Below are 18,570 nucleotides of genomic sequence, written 5' to 3' on the forward strand. Positions count from 1 at the left end.
CTGTCGAGCCTGTTATCAATCCAGTCGGGCTGAGCGCAACTCACTGGGAACAGGTTTCTACCATTTCACGTATTGGTCTTCGACAAAGCCCCAGAGGTTGTCGATGGCTATTGCCGGCCGCCCGTGGGGTCGCAACACACCACGGAACTGACCGAAGATCTGCTTGAAGTTACTGGCCAGCACGCCGATGTTCATCCGCTCCTGGTGCAGGCCACGGGCTTCGAACCGCAGCTCCACCTGACCGTCGTGAGACTCGATCCGCCAGGGCTGCAACGGCTGCTGGCGGTCATACTCGAAGCGCACCGTATCGACCTTGAGCAGTTCGCCGTCGAGCCAGAAGCAGTTCTCGGTGAAGCTGGTTTCATTGACCCCGCAGGACAGGTTCAAGCCCACCCGTTGCGCACCGGCCTGGCCCGACAAGCAGGCCCAGTTCCAGCAGGTCTCCGGGCGCATATAGCCGGCCGACCAGTCGTGATGGGCGAAAGCCTCGATCGCGCCCAGATCGAAGTCACCCAGGGCACTTTTGACCTGCCCGCTGCAGCGTACGCCGGCGACTTTTTGCGCATAGACCCAACCATTCACCGCAGTCGGCGTATTGATGCACATTGGCTGAAACGCCGGCGTGGCCTCACTGAAGCAGGCATCGATGCGCGTGCCGTCGTCCAGCTCCACCAGCAGGCGCTTCTCCTGCGCGGCGCCATGATTTTCCAGGCGCAGCAGATTGCGCCCGCTGCGCAGTTCGCAGACGCCGTCATTCGGCTGCTGTGAAAAGCGCGTGCCAAAACCCAGCGGCAACTTGAACTGGCGCTCGATCATCCGCCCACTGGCGGGGTGGAACAGGTAGACAAAACCGATCCCCGCCAGGCTGAGGTTGGCCAGCGCGCAACCTCCGATCAGCGCCTCGCTGATCAGGCCGAAATACTGGAATTGATGAAACCGCCGCCACTTGGCCAGCCGCCCCAGGCGCTGGCCCATGGGCGAGCGGAAGTCGAAATCGCGGTAATTGATCACGCCGGGCGCGGCTGGGAAGATGCCGTAGTGCGGCTGGCCATTGGCCTGAATCAGTCGATCAATCAAGGGGCATACTCGCGGCGAGTGGTCGCGGCGATGCTAACAGTGCGCGCCAGGCTAGGCAGTCACCGCCGGCGCCAAGTGCCAGGACAAAATCGGCCAAGCCCACCGGCACCCGAACGGTCGGGCACTCAGACCACGACCTGATTGCGGCCGAAAGCCTTGGCTTCATACAACGCGCGATCCGCGTGCTCGTAGAGTTGGGCGATCTCGCCGCCTTCCGCCGGTCGCAGGCAGGCCACGCCAATCGACATGGTGACCATGCTGGCGGTTTCCGAACGCTCATGGCGGATGCCCAAGTGTTCCAACGCCGCGCGCAAGTCTTCGGCCCGCTGACAGGCCTGCTCTTCGGTGATGTCATACAGCAGCACCGCGAATTCCTCGCCACCGAGGCGCACCGACATGTCCAACGGCCGGCGTGCGGCCTCGCTGAGCACCGTACCGACCCGTTGCAGCACATTATCCCCGGCCTGGTGACCGTAGCGGTCGTTATAGGCCTTGAAGTGGTCGATATCGCAGAGCAGCAGCGCCAGGGGCTGTTTTTCCCGCTGCGCCTGGCGCCACAGCCGCTCCAGTTGGCGATTGAAGCTGCGCCGGTTGTGCAGCCCGGTGAGGCTGTCGTGTTCGGCCAGTACGCGCATCAAGCGGCTGACCAGGAAATGCTCCCGCGACTTGAACTCCAGCAGGTAACAGCCCACAGCGCCCATCAGGTTGCCAAACAACAGAAACAGCACATTGTTGACCAGCCGCGGGATCGGCAGACCGGCCAGCAACTCGAAACCGACATAGGCCAGCAGCACCGCCAGGGAGCTGCCTAGCGCTTCGGAAAGCCGCAGGCCGACCAGGAAGTAAGCCGCCATGCAGACCAGCAACAGCCCTTCATAGGGGTAGGTCTGGTCAGCCGTGTGAGCGATCGCCACAACCGCCGCCGCGCCCAGGCCGAGCGCCCCGATACAGGTCAGGCTCATGGGCACCAACAGCTGTGTGTGCCGGCGCTGCACGACCAGTGCGCCGCAGCCCAGCAACAACAGGAGCACGCCCAGACGCACGGCGAGTATCCACCAGAGTTGCGGGGGCTGGATCAGGAATGAATCGAGACCGGCGAACGCCAGCCAGAGCAGCATGCCGACACTGAGCACGATGCGCTTGAGGTCGAAGCCGTCATCTCGCATGTAGGCGCGGTACTCACGCTCCAACGGGCGCACGAAGCGCAGCAGGCGAAAGCCAAGCGCCAGCTGATCGGCATAGGGGTTGGAGCGGACGTCGTCTAGCCAGGCATGATGAAACGGCACTTTCGACCTCTTCTCATTGGGGGGAGGCTTTCGAACCACCTTAGCCTTTCGTGATACGCGTCACAAGTTTGTCATTTTAATGCGCCAAGGTTTTGGCGAAATCAGCCCTCGGCCCGGCCAGCTCTGCTCAGACCTCGAACTCCGACTGCAGCGCCGCCCGCACACAGTAGAGCACCCCGTCCGCCACCCGCCCGGCAAACTGTCCGGATAACGCCGTCACCGGCGGCAACTCGCCTTCACCATCGAGGAATGCGTCCTGAACCTCGCCCAGCAGCTCAGGAGGTAGGTCCAGCGCCTGCTCCAACGACAGCTGTTGCCGGCCGATGGCTTCGGCCAGCAGGGTATAGACGTTCTTTTCGCTGCATTTGAGCTGCCCGGCGATCTGCTGCGGCGTCATGCCCGCGCGCGCCAGGCTGATCAGCTCGTGTCGCAGATCGACCACCACCTGCGGCGCCTCGGCCGAGCCGCTCAGCACCTCGAGGAAGGCCGCGCCATAGCGCTCCAACTTGCGTGCGCCGACGCCGCTGACGCGGGCCATTTCGGTCATCGAGCCCGGCTTGCTGCGCAACATCTCCAGCAAGGTCGCATCGGGGAAGATCACATAGGGCGGCACCGCATGCTCCTCGGCCAGCTTGCGCCGTAGCGCACGCAGGGCCTCCCACTGCTCGCGTTCCTCGCCACGCACCAGTTGGCTGGCGGCGCTGGCCGAAGGTTTGGCGCTGTGCTGCGGTTTGAGGTCGCGGCGCAACTGCAAGGCCACCTCGCCACGCAGCAACGGCCGGCAACTGTCGCTCAGGCGTAGCCCGCCGTAGCCCTCGAGGTCGACATCGGCCAAGCCGCGGGCCACCAATTGGCGGAACAGCGAACGCCACTCGCCTTCGCTGAGCGCCTTGCCGACCCCGAATACCGACAGGTGCTGATGGCCGAGGCTGCGCACTTTGTCGTTATCGCGACCCAGCAGCAGATCGACCAGATGCCCGACGCCATAGCGCTGACCGCTGCGAAAGATCGCCGAGAGCGCCTGCCGCGCCGGCTCGGTGGCGTCCCAGGTCTGAACACCGTCGACGCAGTTATCGCAATGCCCGCACGGTTGCGGCAGGTCTTCATCGAAATAGGCCAGCAGCGCCTGGCGGCGGCAACGAATCTGCTCGCACAGCGCCAGCATGGCATCGAGTTTGTGCTGTTCGAGGCGTTTGTGGCGCTCATCGCCTTCGGAGTTCTGCAGCATCTGCTTGAGCTGCACGACATCCTGCAGGCCGTAGGCCATCCAGGCATCCGCCGGCAAGCCGTCGCGCCCTGCCCGGCCGGTTTCCTGGTAATAAGCCTCGAGGGATTTCGGCAGGTCCAGGTGCGCCACGAAACGCACGTTGGGCTTGTCGATGCCCATGCCGAAGGCGATGGTCGCGACCATGATCAGGCCTTCCTCGTTGAGGAAGCGCTTTTGGTGATAGGCGCGCAACTCATGGGGCAGCCCAGCATGGTAAGGCAACGCCGGGTAACCCTCGGCGCTGAGAAAGGCCGCGACTTCTTCGACTTTCTTGCGGGACAGGCAGTAGACGATCCCGGCATCGCCCTTGCGTTCGGCGAGGAAGGCCAGCAGCTGCTTGCGCGGCTGCTCTTTCGGCACGATGCGGTAGAAGATATTGGGGCGGTCGAAACTGGAGAGAAAGCGCTCGGCATTCTGCAGGTGCAGGCGGGTGACGATCTCCTCGCGGGTGCGCATGTCGGCGGTGGCCGTCAGGGCGATCCGTGGCACATTCGGGAACAGTTCGGCCAACTGGCCCAGTTGCAGGTATTCCGGGCGGAAATCATGGCCCCATTGCGACACGCAATGCGCTTCATCGATGGCGAACAAGGCGATATCGAGGTTTTCCAGGAAGGCCAGCATGCGCGGCTGCACCAGGCGCTCGGGGGCCAGGTACAGCAGTTTGATCTCGCCACGCTTGATCCGCTCGGCGATTTCGCGCTGCTCATCGGCACTCAGGGTGGAATTCAACGCGACCGCCGCCACCCCCAGCTCGTCGAGCGTGGCGACCTGATCGTCCATCAGCGCGATCAGCGGCGACACCACCACCGCCAGGCCTTCGCGCAACAGTGCCGGCACCTGGAAGCACAGCGACTTACCGCCACCGGTCGGCATCAACACCAGGGCATCGCCGCCACTGGCGACGCGCTCGATGATCGCACCCTGACGCCCACGGAAACTGTCATAGCCGAAGATGTCTTTGAGAATGCGCAAAGCCGGTTCGAGCATATAAACCCCAAGCAGTTGCAAAAGAAGAGTCCCCGAAAACGCCCGCCGCAACAGGCTGCACGAGCGTTTGCCGAGGATGCCCGCGCTCGGCGGGTGGCGCCCGAGCGCCGTCACAAAGCCGCGCAGTATACGCCAGCCGCCCGCGCCAGAGGTCGACGCCCATCGGTCATGGGCAGGCCAATTCCTCTTTGATGGCAGCCGTGGGCGCCAGCGCGAGGGGTGAACGGGGGTTAAATCGAAAAAAAACTCAGATCACAACCGCTTTGCAGGGCTATCCGGGCTAAAATCCAGCCTTATACGTCTTTCTAAGGTAGTCCCACGATGTCCTTCGCTGAGCAACTGTCCCGCCTGCAAGCCTTCCTCGACGCCGACGAGCTGCACGACGAGGCCTTGGACTACGTGGCCGCACATGGCTACCTGACCGCTTTGTCGATCTGCGCCGAGCAAGCGCCGGAGCGTGAATGGATCGACGCCCTGTTCGCCGAACCACCGCACTACCGCAGCGATGCCGAACGGGAAGAGATCGAGGCCACCCTGATCCAGCTCAAAGCCCACATCACCCGCATGCTGGCCGCCGATGACGACCTGGAACTGCCCTGCGAACTCGACCTCGGTGAAGTGCCGGACGACTCCGACATTCGCGGCTGGTGCATCGGCTTCATGGAAGGCGTGTTCCTGCGCGAAGCCGCCTGGTTTGAAAATGCCGAAGATGAAGTCAGCGAGCTGCTGCTGCCGATCATGGTCGGCTCCGGCCTGTTCGATGAACAACCCGAGTTCGTCGATATCGCCCGTGACCGCGACCTGATGGACGACATGGTCGAGCAAATCCCCGAACTGCTGACTGCGCTGTTCCTGCTCTGCAATGCCCCAGACGAGAAGCCCGCGCTGCTCAAGCCGCGCCACCACTAAGGATTCGCGGATGAACCGCGATGTCCACATAAGTCGTCACCCCGCCGTACGCTACGCCCTGCTGACCATCGGTTGGTTGAGCGTAGTGCTCGGCGTGATCGGCATCTTCGTTCCGGTGCTGCCGACCACGCCCTTCCTGCTGCTGGCTGCCGCCTGCTTCGCCCGCAGCTCAGAGCGCTTCTACCTCTGGCTGGTCAGCCATCCCAGGCTCGGCCCGTGGATTCGCGATTACCTCGACGGCAACGGTATCCCGCTCAAGGGCAAGGTCTACGCCATCGGCCTGATGTGGCTCAGCATCGGCATTTCCTGCTACCTGGTACCACTGCCCTGGGCCCGCGGGTTCATGCTCAGCAGCGCGGTTCTGGTCAGCATCTACATCCTCAAGCAAAAAACCCTGCCCAGTCGTTGAGTGCCCGCAGGCACAGTAAGCCACTATTGACCGGCTGTTGAAGCCTCTACGCCCGGCAAAAACCCAACGTACTGCCTAGACTGTTTTCATCTTCGGCGGAGATGCGGCATATGCGGCGTCGGCAGCGCACCCATGGACGGCAACAGTGCCCGCTGGCGCTCTGCCTGGCTCTGTGCCTGCTGTATGGTCTGATCGTTGGCGTCGCCAACGTCTGGGCCAACTGGGACTTCGGCGTCATCATCCAGAATGCCGAAACCCGTTACGGCAGCCTGGGCGCGGCCAAGGGCCGGATCGAGGAATGGAATGCGCTGATCGACAGCAGCGGCGAGCTGCCCGAGAGCGAAAAGCTCAGCGCGGTCAATCGCTTCTTCAATCGCCAACTGCGCTTCGTCGATGACAGCCGCAACTGGCGACAGAACGACTATTGGGCCACGCCGATCGAAGCGTTGGTCAAAGGTGCCGGCGATTGCGAGGACTACTCCATCGCCAAGTACTTCACCTTGCGCCGCCTCGGCATCCCCAGCGAAAAGCTGCGCATCACCTACGTCAAAGCCCTGAACTACAACGTGGCCCACATGGTGCTGACCTATTACGCCAGCCCCACGGCACAGCCGTTGGTGCTGGATAACCTGATCGGCGACATCCGCCCCGCCTCGCAACGCAAAGACTTGTTACCGGTTTACGCCTTCAACGCCGAAGGCCTCTATCTGCCTGGCTCCGCCGGCAAACGCGGCGACACCAAGAAGCTGTCGCGCTGGCAGGACCTATTGAAAAAAATGCACGTCGAAGGCTTCGCCGTTGGTGAGGGTTAGGAGAACGCAATGTCGCTACTCAAGCAGCTATTTCTCGCCATCTGCCTGTTCCTGGTGGTGGCCTTTACCGGCAGCTTTATCGCCGGCGTGGAAAGCTCGCGCGCCCAACTGCTCAGCCAACTGCGCTCCCACGCGCAGGACGCGGCCACCGCGCTGGGGTTGTCGATGACCCCGCATGCGGACGACCCGGCGATGATCGAGTTGATGGTCAGCTCGATTTTCGATAGCGGCTACTTCGCCACCATCCGCGTGGTGCGCATTCCCGATGACCAGGTGATTGTCGAGCGCCGCACCACCACCACGTCGGACAAAGTGCCCGCCTGGTTCGTCAAACTGGTCAACCTCAAGCCCCAAGGCGGCGATGCCCTGATCATGCGTGGCTGGGATCAGGCCGCGCGGATCGAGGTGCTCAGCCATCCGCAATTCGCCATTGCCAAGCTCTGGGACAGCGCCATCGGCAGCCTGCTCTGGCTGCTGCTGTGCGGATTGCTCAGCGCGATTCTCGGCGGCTGGCTGCTGCGTACCCAGCTGAAGCCGCTGGACAACATGGTGCAGCAGGCTCAGGCCATCACCCGCCGCGAGTTCTTCACCTTGCCGCATGTACCCCGCACGCCGGAACTGAAACGGGTGGTGCTGGCCATGAACCAGATGGTCGAGAAGCTGAAGAACCTGTTTGCCGAAGAAGCCGCGCGCAGCGAAAAACTGCGTGAGGAAGCCTACCAGGACAGTCTCACGGGCCTGGCCAACCGTCGTTTGTTCGACATCAACCTGGCCAACCAGCTGGCTGTCCACGAACAGAACGCCGAGGGCTACCTAGTGCTGCTGCGGGTCAATGACCTGGGCGGTTTGAACAAACGCCTCGGCGGGCAACGCACCGATGCCCTGATCAGTGCCATCGGCGAGCTGCTCAAGCGCCTGCTCGACCAGCCAAGCCGCAGCAACTGGCTGGCCTCGCGCAGCCGGGGTGGCGAGTTCACCCTGCTCGCGCCGGGGCTGGCCGGCGAGGATGCCGACCGGCTGGCACTGGAGCTCAGCGATGGCCTGGAAAGCCTGCGGCAAACCGGTGCCAGCGACTGCACCCCCGTCGCGCACCTGGGCATCGCCGCCTTCCGCCCCGGCGAGGAGGTCAGCAGCGTCATCAGCCGGGCCGACCAGGCGCTGGCCCAGGCGCAGAACAACCCGAGCAGACCCTGGGAGCGGCTGGATGACTTCAACGCCCTGCCCAGCCAGGGCTTGAACGACTGGCGCAACTGGATCGACGAAGCGCTGAACCACGGCAAGCTGCAGCTGTACTTCCAACCGGTGGTGGAATGCGCGGATATCCGCAAGGTGCTGCATCATAAGGTTCTCGCGCGCCTGCTCGACCCGCAAGGTGAAGCCGTGGCGGCCGGGCGCTTCCTGCCCTGGATCGAGCGTCTGGGCTGGGCCGCGCGCTTCGACCTGGCGATGCTGGAGCACAGCCTGGCCCATCTGGCGCAACACCCCTACCCGGTCGCGCTCAGCCTGTCGGCCGCGACCCTGCGCGAGCCGGACAGCCAGGCGCGGATGGTCGCCCTCCTCAAGGAGCATCCGCAGCAGGCCAAGCTGATGACCCTGGAGGTCGACGAACGCCACCTGCCACCACCGGCCGAGTTGGAGCGCCTGAGCCAGGCCGTGCATGACGCCGGCTTCAGCCTGGGTCTGCAACACTTCGGCGGGCGCTTCAGCCTGATCGGCAACCTGACCCACCTTGGCCTCGCGTACCTGAAAGTCGACGGCACCTACATTCGTGCCATCGACCAGGAAAGCGACAAGCGCCTGTTCATCGAAGCCATGTTCCGCGCCACCAACAGTATCGACTTGCCACTGATGGCGGAGATGGTGGAAACCGAAGGCGAGCTCGCCGTACTCAACGAACTCGGCATCCACGGCGCCATGGGCCGCCTGATCGGCGTACCGATGCCGTGGCAGGAGCGATAGCTGCAAACCTGTAGCGACAATGCCAACTCATTGGAGGGGGTCATGCCCGCGATAGCGTTTGAAGCCCAAAAAGCCCGCCACCCGTGAAGGTGGCGAGCTTGACTGCTTGCTCGAGACTAGACGGTATCTACCTTGAGCGCGTTGTCGCTGAGCATGCCATCGATCACTGTCGCTGCATTGGTACTGCCGTAGTAAGCGCCGTCGGATAGGTCCACGCCATCCATCACGACCTGCTGCATTACTGCTCCGCCGGGTGTCGCCCGTACATCGATGGTGGTGCTGGTCGTTGCGAACGTGAAGCTCAGGTAATCATCCAACACATTCCCGCTCGCAGCCTCGCCGGCCAACACCTGCGACAGATCCAACGCATCTGAGTTGCCTCCTGGCGCACCGGGCCCGTCGATAAAGAAGTCAGTGATGTGATCGACCCCCGTATCGCCGGAATTCCATGCATAGGTGTCTTTTCCATCTCCTCCCGTCAAGAGATCGTCGCCATGACCTCCGACAAGAAAATCCAGACCCGCGCCGCCAGCAATTTGGTCGTTACCACCGAGTCCATACAACTGATCGTTACCGTCACGACCATTGATGACATCGTCAACATTGCCACCCGTCAAGCTATCGCCCGAGGTAGTACCGAATATCAAGTTCGGCACACCAGGATCGCCAACAACCATGATGCCAGGGTCACCTGGACTGTTGTAGAAGAACTCGCCTTTCACGTAACGCGCCTGAAAACTCCCGCCATCGTTATCGAAATAAGTCAATGTCCATGTATCACCAGCCTCCGCCGGATGGGCGAGCAAGTAGTCATCCAGAGAGACTGATGGATTGGCAACCTGCACAACTTGGCTAAATCCGACTTCTGCGCGCATCAATCCTGTTGCCGGATCGAAGAACCAATCCTGATCTATGCTGCCTGCCGGGTCGGCTTCAAGCACACTGAACTCAATCCCATCCACAGTAATTGAAACCGATACTTCCGTTTCCCGATGCTGGCCTGCTTCGGTTCCTATATCCCGTTCACCTACAGAAATAGGGATATCGAAGGGTGCCCTTTGATAGTCTGTAAACAGCACCAGAGTCGCTGCCGCCAAATTATTGGTGAGCCCGTTGACGAACTGCTGAGACAATTGAATATCTTTGTTCTGATCATTACCTGAAGTAAGGGGGGTCTTGCCATCGCCAATTACCACCTCCTGCGCCGGCTCGCTATTGGCAGGCACGGTGTGAATAACAAAATTGCCATCCACACGTTCCCCATCACTAGAATCGACAGTGAACTTGAATAAGAAATCACCGTCCGCCGCGCCTGCCTCCGGGATGTAGATCAGATCGCCAATCAAACTCACGTCAAGCACGCCAAGGTTGATTGGCAAAAAGGCATTCGTTGCATCGTAGTAACCAATCTGCCCCGACAAAGGCAACTCGGTAATGGTGAGACTTAGAGCGCCATCACTATCCGTTGGTACTTTAATTTGCAGCGGATAACCCTGCTCATACGGGTTCGTCATCTGTGCCACATCCGCCGGCATCCAGACTTCCTTAGCAAATTCACCCTGCATGAGGTCATTAATACCGTTAACGTCGATGATGAGCGTAGTGGTTGCCTGATCGCCATCCCCGTCACTAATGGTATAGGTGAACTCATCACTCACATTTGAGCCGAGGTTAAGCTGCTGGACCGCAAGACTGTTGTTATTGAGGGTATAGGTATAGGAGCCACCAGCATTTAGCAGCAGTGTGCCGTAAACACCATTTATCACTGTATTTACCCCGGTGGTGACCGGGTTTGCTACATCCAAGCCGGCCTTGACACCCACCACAGTACCGCCATCGGCACCGTAACTATCACTGGCGACCACCACGTTGCCTGTCGCAGTTGTATCGAGGTCTTCAGTAACCGAATCGGTATCAGCCATTGCCGTCGGCACATCGTCGGATACCTGGACAGTGACCGTCCCGGTTGCAGTGTCGCCATCCGTGTCGGTCGCGATCACGCCCACCGAGCCCAAGGCCTGCAAATCGTCCACGTCGAGCCCGGGGTGGCGGTCATAGTTATTCGCCAAGGTCGCGGTGACTGTGGCAACCGCGCCGGCAACGCCAAGGTTCAGCGTCACGATCGTGACCCCGCCGTCCTTGCCGACGATCTGCGTATCCGACTCCCGCGTCCAGGTCAGTCCGCCACCCAGGCCCGCCGTAGAGCCGAACACGATCGAGGTGATCGCATCCGCGCCCCCTGTGAAGGTGATGGAGCCTGCAATCGAGTCCGCGCCCGCCGGTGTCGAACCGTCCGCAAGGTTCTGGTCATCCACCGTCAAGGTGATCGGCACCCCCGCAACCGGACCTGCACCATCGGTCACCGTTATCGGCTGCACCGCCGTGTCCGTATCTCCATCGCCATCGGTGAGCGTGTAGCTGAAGTCAGCAGACAGCCCGGCCGCATTGTTCAGTCCAGTCGCCGGATCGAACGTCCAAACACCGGCCGCCGTGAAGGTGTAAACACCATTGACTGTCGCCACAGTGGTCGTACCGATGGCCGCCACCGCGACACTCGACCCGCCGATGCTGACCGAGGTCAACGTCGCACCATCCGCACCCTGCGTGTCGTTACTCAGGACATTGCCACCGATGCTTGCGATTGCATCCTCGGCCACACTCGCCGCCATGTCGTCCACGGCGGTCGGCAGATCGTCGACGATATCGACGGTGATGGTGCCGGTGCTGGTGTTGCCGTTGGCATCCGTCACCGTGTAGCTGAAGCTGTCGCGGTTGTCCTCTGTGTTGGCTCCGTCAGCGCTGGTCGGATTGCTGCTGACCGGCGACGTCAGCGTGTAGACATAGCTGCCATTGCTGTGGATCTCGATCGTGCCGAAGGCACCAACTCCGCTGCCCACCACGGCATAGCTCAGTGTCCCGATGCCACCCGAGGCATTCAGCTGGTTGCTCGCATCCGTCTCGCCGTTGCTGCCCGGCAGGCTGCCGGTCACCGTACCGGCCGCCAGGTCGTTACCATCGACATCCGTATCCAAGGCGTTCTCGTAGACCAGCGCATCATTGTCGGCGGGCGCTACCAGCCCGCTGTCGCTCAGGTTGATGGTCAGCGTGGTGGTCGACAGGTCGCCGTCACCGTCCTGAATGGTGTAGGTGAAGACATCCGTGGCACCGAGCGGCAGCACCACATTCGGCGCGCCGTCGTAGGTGTAGCTGCCGTTGGCATGCAGCGTCAGCGTACCAAAGCTGCCCGCTAGGGCGAGGCCCAAACTACCACTGGCTGGGGTCGCTGTATCGTTGCCGGCCTTCACGCCGACCACGCCTCCACTCGCCGTCGGGCCGTCCGCACCGAACACGTCACCGAGGCCATCAGTCAGCACATTGCCGCTGACCACGCCCCCTTCCGTCACACTGTCGCTGTCGGTATGCGCCGTCGGCACGTCATCGATGATGTTGATGTCGAGGGACGCGATTTCCGTGTCATGGTCCACGTCTTCGAGCACCACCTCGAAGTGCTCGCTCACCAGGTTCTCGTTGGCACCCGGTGCGTGCTGGGCGTTGTCCAGCAGGGTATAGCTGTAGCTGACGATGCCCTCGTCGCCATCATCCGCGTCATAGCCGGTGATGGTCAGGATATTGCCCAGCGGGGTCGTCACCGACTGCGGGAACGTGTTGACCACGCCGTTCGTAATCACGCTGATGCCGTGCACGGTCAGGTTCAGCAACCCATCCGGGCCCTCCACCTTGAAGGTGCCGCTGACCGTGGTGGACTCCTTGCTCGGATCCGAGCCGTTCAGCAGATCGTCTTCGTCGACGCTCTGCTCGCCGCCCTTGACGTCCAGGTCCTTGATTTGAACGTCATCGTCCTTGTTCCTGATCTGCAGCACCAGATCGGCTGTGTCGCTGTCGCCATCGGCATCATCGAGGGTATAGCTGAAGGTCTCGGTCGTGCTGCCGCCACCACCCAGGGCGAGGAAGTCCGCATCGGTCGGGTCCAGTTGATAGTCGTAGGAACCGTCGTCATTCAGCGTCAGGGTGCCATAGGTGCCCTGTAGCACCGCCGGTTGTATGGGGCCGCCAGGCAGCCGATCGGCGCCCTGCACATCGTTATCGAGCACGTTGCCATTCAGGATCGGATTGGTCTCCGAAGCGAACATGGCATTGCCGTCGTCCATCGCGTCCGGAAGATCGTCGATGATCTCGATGACGATGCTGGTCGGGGTCGACGAGGCCGTGCCGTCCGAAACGCTCAGGCTGAAACTGTCGGTTTCGAGCAGTGGGCCATCGACGGTCGGGCGGGTCAGTTCATAGCTGTAGCTGGCCACTCCGGTCAGTGCGTTGTAGGCGGTGATGGTCAAGGTGCCGTTGGCACCGGCGAACACGCTGCCGGCCAGGCTGCCCAGCGCCACGGTGACGCCGTTGAGGGTGACGCTTTGCAGGTCGTCGAGGCCGTCGGCATCGCTGAGGCGGAAGCTGCCGCTGGTGAACTCGCCAGTGCCGGCGGCGTTCGAGCCGGTCGCCAGGCCGGCTTCGAAGACCTGCTGGTTGCCGCCCTCGTTGCCCGGGTCGACGCTGACCTGTGGCCCGTCGTTGCTGCCGGTGATGGTGAGGGTCAGGGTCGCGGTATCAAGATCGCCATCGGCGTCCTGCATCGTGTAGCTGAAGGTTTCCGTCAGGCGCTCACCGCTGTCCAACGCCTGCACCGCCGGGTTGGCGTTGTTCAGGACGTAGCTGTAGGTGCCGTTGCCGGTGTTCGTAAAGGTGCCAAAGCTGGCCGCGCTGCTGTTCCAGGCCACGAAGCTGGTCGGGCTGTCGGCGCCCGGTTGGCCGTTGCCGTGCAGGTCGTTGCCCAGCACGTTGCCGCTGATGGCGGCGAGCGTGCCTTCGGCGATGCTGTGGCTGTCATCCTCGGCATTCGCCACGTCGTCGATGATCTCGATGACGATGCTGGTCGGGGTCGACGAAGCGGTGCCGTCCGAGACGCTCAGGCTGAAACTGTCGGTTTCGAGCAGTGGGCCATCGACGGTCGGGCGGGTCAGTTCATAGCTGTAGCTGGCCACTCCGGTCAGTGCGTTGTAGGCGGTGATGGTCAAGGTGCCGTTGGCACCGGCGAACACGCTGCCGGCCAGGCTGCCCAGCGCCACGGTGACGCCGTTGAGGGTGACGCTTTGCAGGTCGTCGAGGCCGTCGGCATCGCTGAGGCGGAAGCTGCCGCTGGTGAACTCGCCGGTGCCGGCGGCGTTCGAGCCGGTCGCCAGGCCGGCTTCGAAGACCTGCTGGTTGCCGCCCTCGTTGCCCGGGTCGACGCTGACCTGTGGCCCGTCGTTGCTGCCGGTGATGGTGAGGGTCAGGGTCGCGGTATCAAGATCGCCATCGGCGTCCTGCATCGTGTAGCTGAAGGTTTCCGTCAGGCGCTCACCGCTGTCCAACGCCTGCACCGCCGGGTTGGCGTTGTTCAGGACGTAGCTGTAGGTGCCGTTGCCGGTGTTCGTAAAGGTGCCAAAGCTGGCCGCGCTGCTGTTCCAGGCCACGAAGCTGGTCGGGCTGTCGGCGCCCGGCTGGCCGTTGCCGTGCAGGTCGTTGCCCAGCACGTTGCCGCTGATGGCGGCGAGCGTGCCTTCGGCGATGCTGTGGCTGTCATCCTCGGCATTCGCCACGTCGTCGATGATCTCGATGACGATGCTGGTCGGGGTCGACGAAGCGGTGCCGTCCGAAACACTCAGGCTGAAACTGTCGGTTTCGATTCCAGCGCCGTCGGTGGTCGGGCGGGTCAGTTCATAGCTGTAGCTGGCCACTCCGGTCAGTGCGTTGTAGGCGGTGATGGTCAAGGTGCCGTTGGCACCGGCGAACACGCTGCCGGCCAGGCTGCCCAGCGCCACGGTGACGCCGTTGAGGGTGACGCTTTGCAGGTCGTCGAGGCCGTCGGCATCGCTGAGGCGGAAGCTGCCGCTGGTGAACTCGCCAGTGCCGGCGGCGTTCGAGCCGGTCGCCAGGCCGGCTTCGAAGACCTGCTGGTTGCCGCCCTCGTTGCCCGGGTCGACGCTGACCTGTGGCCCGTCGTTGCTGCCGGTGATGGTGAGGGTCAGGGTCGCGGTATCAAGATCGCCATCGGCGTCCTGCATCGTGTAGCTGAAGGTTTCCGTCAGGCGCTCACCGCTGTCCAACGCCTGCACCGCCGGGTTGGCGTTGTTCAGGACGTAGCTGTAGGTGCCGTTGCCGGTGTTCGTAAAGGTGCCAAAGCTGGCCGCGCTGCTGTTCCAGGCCACGAAGCTGGTCGGGCTGTCGGCGCCCGGTTGGCCGTTGCCGTGCAGGTCGTTGCCCAGCACGTTGCCGCTGATGGCGGCGAGCGTGCCTTCGGCGATGCTGTGGCTGTCATCCTCGGCATTCGCCACGTCGTCGATGATCTCGATGACGATGCTGGTCGGGGTCGACGAAGCGGTGCCGTCCGAAACACTCAGGCTGAAACTGTCGGTTTCGATTCCAGCGCCGTCGGTGGTCGGGCGGGTCAGTTCATAGCTGTAGCTGGCCACTCCGGTCAGTGCGTTGTAGGCGGTGATGGTCAAGGTGCCGTTGGCACCGGCGAACACGCTGCCGGCCAGGCTGCCCAGCGCCACGGTGACGCCGTTGAGGGTGACGCTTTGCAGGTCGTCGAGGCCGTCGGCATCGCTGAGGCGGAAGCTGCCGCTGGTGAACTCGCCAGTGCCGGCGGCGTTCGAGCCGGTCGCCAGGCCGGCTTCGAAGACCTGCTGGTTGCCGCCCTCGTTGCCCGGGTCGACGCTGACCTGTGGCCCGTCGTTGCTGCCGGTGATGGTGAGGGTCAGGGTCGCGGTATCAAGATCGCCATCGGCGTCCTGCATCGTGTAGCTGAAGGTTTCCGTCAGGCGCTCACCGCTGTCCAACGCCTGCACCGCCGGGTTGGCGTTGTTCAGGACGTAGCTGTAGGTGCCGTTGCCGGTGTTCGTAAAGGTGCCAAAGCTGGCCGCGCTGCTGTTCCAGGCCACGAAGCTGGTCGGGCTGTCGGCGCCCGGTTGGCCGTTGCCGTGCAGGTCGTTGCCCAGCACGTTGCCGCTGATGGCGGCGAGCGTGCCTTCGGCGATGCTGTGGCTGTCATCCTCGGCATTCGCCACGTCGTCGATGATCTCGATGACGATGCTGGTCGGGGTCGACGAAGCGGTGCCGTCCGAAACACTCAGGCTGAAACTGTCGGTTTCGATTCCAGCGCCGTCGGTGGTCGGGCGGGTCAGTTCATAGCTGTAGCTGGCCACTCCGGTCAGTGCGTTGTAGGCGGTGATGGTCAAGGTGCCGTTGGCACCGGCGAACACGCTGCCGGCCAGGCTGCCCAGCGCCACGGTGACGCCGTTGAGGGTGACGCTTTGCAGGTCGTCGAGGCCGTCGGCATCGCTGAGGCGGAAGCTGCCGCTGGTGAACTCGCCAGTGCCGGCGGCGTTCGAGCCGGTCGCCAGGCCGGCTTCGAAGACCTGCTGGTTGCCGCCCTCGTTGCCCGGGTCGACGCTGACCTGTGGCCCGTCGTTGCTGCCGGTGATGGTGAGGGTCAGGGTCGCGGTATCAAGATCGCCATCGGCGTCCTGCATCGTGTAGCTGAAGGTTTCCGTCAGGCGCTCACCGCTGTCCAACGCCTGCACCGCCGGGTTGGCGTTGTTCAGGACGTAGCTGTAGGTGCCGTTGCCGGTGTTCGTAAAGGTGCCAAAGCTGGCCGCGCTGCTGTTCCAGGCCACGAAGCTGGTCGGGCTGTCGGCGCCCGGTTGGCCGTTGCCGTGCAGGTCGTTGCCCAGCACGTTGCCGCTGATGGCGGCGAGCGTGCCTTCGGCGATGCTGTGGCTGTCATCCTCGGCATTCGCCACGTCGTCGATGATCTCGATGACGATGCTGGTCGGGGTCGACGAAGCGGTGCCGTCCGAAACACTCAGGCTGAAACTGTCGGTTTCGATTCCAGCGCCGTCGGTGGTCGGGCGGGTCAGTTCATAGCTGTAGCTGGCCACTCCGGTCAGTGCGTTGTAGGCGGTGATGGTCAAGGTGCCGTTGGCACCGGCGAACACGCTGCCGGCCAGGCTGCCCAGCGCCACGGTGACGCCGTTGAGGGTGACGCTTTGCAGGTCGTCGAGGCCGTCGGCATCGCTGAGGCGGAAGCTGCCGCTGGTGAACTCGCCAGTGCCGGCGGCGTTCGAGCCGGTCGCCAGGCCGGCTTCGAAGACCTGCTGGTTGCCGCCCTCGTTGCCCGGGTCGACGCTGACCTGTGGCCCGTCGTTGCTGCCGGTGATGGTGAGGGTCAGGGTCGCGGTATCAAGATCGCCATCGGCGTCCTGCATCGTGTAGCTGAAGGTTTCCGTCAGGCGCTCACCGCTGTCCAACGCCTGCACCGCCGGGTTGGCGTTGTTCAGGACGTAGCTGTAGGTGCCGTTGCCGGTGTTCGTAAAGGTGCCAAAGCTGGCCGCGCTGCTGTTCCAGGCCACGAAGCTGGTCGGGCTGTCGGCGCCCGGTTGGCCGTTGCCGTGCAGGTCGTTGCCCAGCACGTTGCCGCTGATGGCGGCGAGCGTGCCTTCGGCGATGCTGTGGCTGTCATCCTCGGCATTCGCCACGTCGTCGATGATCTCGATGACGATGCTGGTCGGGGTCGACGAAGCGGTGCCGTCCGAGACGCTCAGGCTGAAACTGTCGGTTTCGAGCAGTGGGCCATCGACGGTCGGGCGGGTCAGTTCATAGCTGTAGCTGGCCACTCCGGTCAGTGCGTTGTAGGCGGTGATGGTCAAGGTGCCGTTGGCACCGGCGAACACGCTGCCGGCCAGGCTGCCCAGCGCCACGGTGACGCCGTTGAGGGTGACGCTTTGCAGGTCGTCGAGGCCGTCGGCATCGCTGAGGCGGAAGCTGCCGCTGGTGAACTCGCCGGTGCCGGCGGCGTTCGAGCCGGTGGCGAGAGCCGCTTCAAAGCTCTGAGCGCTGCCACCCTCGCTAATTATTTCAATTTCAGGCGTGGAGTTCGGCACGTCTGCAGGTGCGGGTATGGCATCCGCCGCCGCAACCGGATCAGGGTTCGGAAATTCCGGCGCGCTGCCGAGGGGGCTGGTGGGGAAGCCAATCACCGGGTCGACCGAACCGCCCACGGCATCCAGCAACACGAAGGAATGGCCACCTCCTGCATTGCCAGCTCCGCCACCGCTGCCAGGGCCCGCGGCAGTGGCTTCAGCCGCTTGAGTCGGGTCGACGCCCGCCTCGATGGCCGCCTGCAGTTTTTCTACATCGGTGAGTTGTTGCTCAGTGGGCGCTGTCGGAGCGCTGGCTTCGTCAGGCGTCCGGGTGTCGTTGCCGGCGAGCAGCTGCTCGTTCAGCGCCAGGCTGCTATCGCGTCCGAGCGTCAGCACCTGACCATTTTGCAGGCTTACCGCGACAGCGCCTGCCGCGCCCGTCACCAACTGCTCGCCGGCAAAGACTCGATCACCTTCGGTAAGAAGTCGACGCGTTCCATCGCCAGCTACCGCGTAGACCTCGCCGACCACCTGACTGACGACACCAATTAGAGCAGCCATGATTCCTTCCTCACTACAGCTGTCGACAACCGCCGACACGTATCTCAAAAAGGTCAAAAACCTTTCAAAACTGAGGGAGTGCGAAGAAATCAACTGAGAAGACAGAACGCTGCTGACACATCAAAATGCCATGACGTCAAAAATATATCGCCCTAGCCAGCCTCGTACAACTCCACCAGATACATCCCCATCCCTTACGCCCTAAACCGAATTTGACCGTTGCTTTTAGTCACAAAAAAAATATAGATGCCCCGAATAACGTGGCCCTCATGGAAAAACAATGTGCCCGTTTTGGCAGAGCGCATAAGATTTTTTCGACATAACCCTT

8 protein-coding genes are annotated in these 18,570 nt (G+C 62.8%); 4 read left to right on the forward strand and 4 right to left on the reverse strand.

What is annotated here, in order from left to right:
* Positions 1 to 57: 57 nt before the first annotated feature.
* The 3 genes from AC3IYG_RS15680 to recQ all read right to left on the reverse strand — a co-directional run bounded on the left by AC3IYG_RS15680 (position 58) and on the right by recQ (position 4,617).
* The gene (locus tag AC3IYG_RS15680; protein WP_489313930.1) at positions 58 to 1,074 is read right to left on the reverse strand and encodes a DUF2804 domain-containing protein; all 1,017 of its coding nucleotides are present in this window, start codon (positions 1,072 to 1,074) and stop codon (positions 58 to 60) included.
* 128 nt (positions 1,075 to 1,202) lie between these two features.
* Positions 1,203 to 2,363: a GGDEF domain-containing protein gene (locus AC3IYG_RS15685; protein ID WP_489309903.1), complete on the reverse strand. Its 1,161-nt coding sequence runs from the start codon at positions 2,361 to 2,363 to the stop codon at positions 1,203 to 1,205.
* A gap of 127 nt (positions 2,364 to 2,490) precedes the next feature.
* The gene (gene recQ / locus AC3IYG_RS15690) at positions 2,491 to 4,617 is read right to left on the reverse strand and encodes a DNA helicase RecQ (RefSeq protein WP_489309905.1); all 2,127 of its coding nucleotides are present in this window, start codon (positions 4,615 to 4,617) and stop codon (positions 2,491 to 2,493) included.
* Between the two features lie 321 nt (positions 4,618 to 4,938).
* On the opposite strand from recQ, the gene AC3IYG_RS15695 reads away from it, so the two are divergent.
* The 4 genes from AC3IYG_RS15695 to lapD all read left to right on the forward strand — a co-directional run bounded on the left by AC3IYG_RS15695 (position 4,939) and on the right by lapD (position 8,706).
* Entirely contained in the window at positions 4,939 to 5,526 is a 588-nt protein-coding gene (locus AC3IYG_RS15695; RefSeq protein WP_489309907.1) for a UPF0149 family protein, read from the forward strand.
* A gap of 10 nt (positions 5,527 to 5,536) precedes the next feature.
* The gene (locus tag AC3IYG_RS15700) at positions 5,537 to 5,935 is read left to right on the forward strand and encodes a YbaN family protein (RefSeq protein WP_489309909.1); all 399 of its coding nucleotides are present in this window, start codon (positions 5,537 to 5,539) and stop codon (positions 5,933 to 5,935) included.
* Between the two features lie 110 nt (positions 5,936 to 6,045).
* Positions 6,046 to 6,747, forward strand: coding sequence for a cysteine protease LapG (lapG, locus tag AC3IYG_RS15705; RefSeq protein WP_489309910.1), 702 nt, complete (start codon positions 6,046 to 6,048; stop codon positions 6,745 to 6,747).
* Positions 6,748 to 6,756: 9 nt separating this feature from the next.
* Positions 6,757 to 8,706: a cyclic di-GMP receptor LapD gene (gene lapD, locus AC3IYG_RS15710; protein ID WP_489309912.1), complete on the forward strand. Its 1,950-nt coding sequence runs from the start codon at positions 6,757 to 6,759 to the stop codon at positions 8,704 to 8,706.
* Positions 8,707 to 8,822: 116 nt separating this feature from the next.
* Here the strand turns inward: lapD and AC3IYG_RS15715 are convergent, their stop codons facing one another.
* Positions 8,823 to 18,242: a retention module-containing protein gene (locus tag AC3IYG_RS15715; RefSeq protein ID WP_489309914.1), complete on the reverse strand. Its 9,420-nt coding sequence runs from the start codon at positions 18,240 to 18,242 to the stop codon at positions 8,823 to 8,825.
* Positions 18,243 to 18,570: the final 328 nt, after the last annotated feature.

This window comes from Pseudomonas sp. KH_027 (assembly GCF_057838565.1).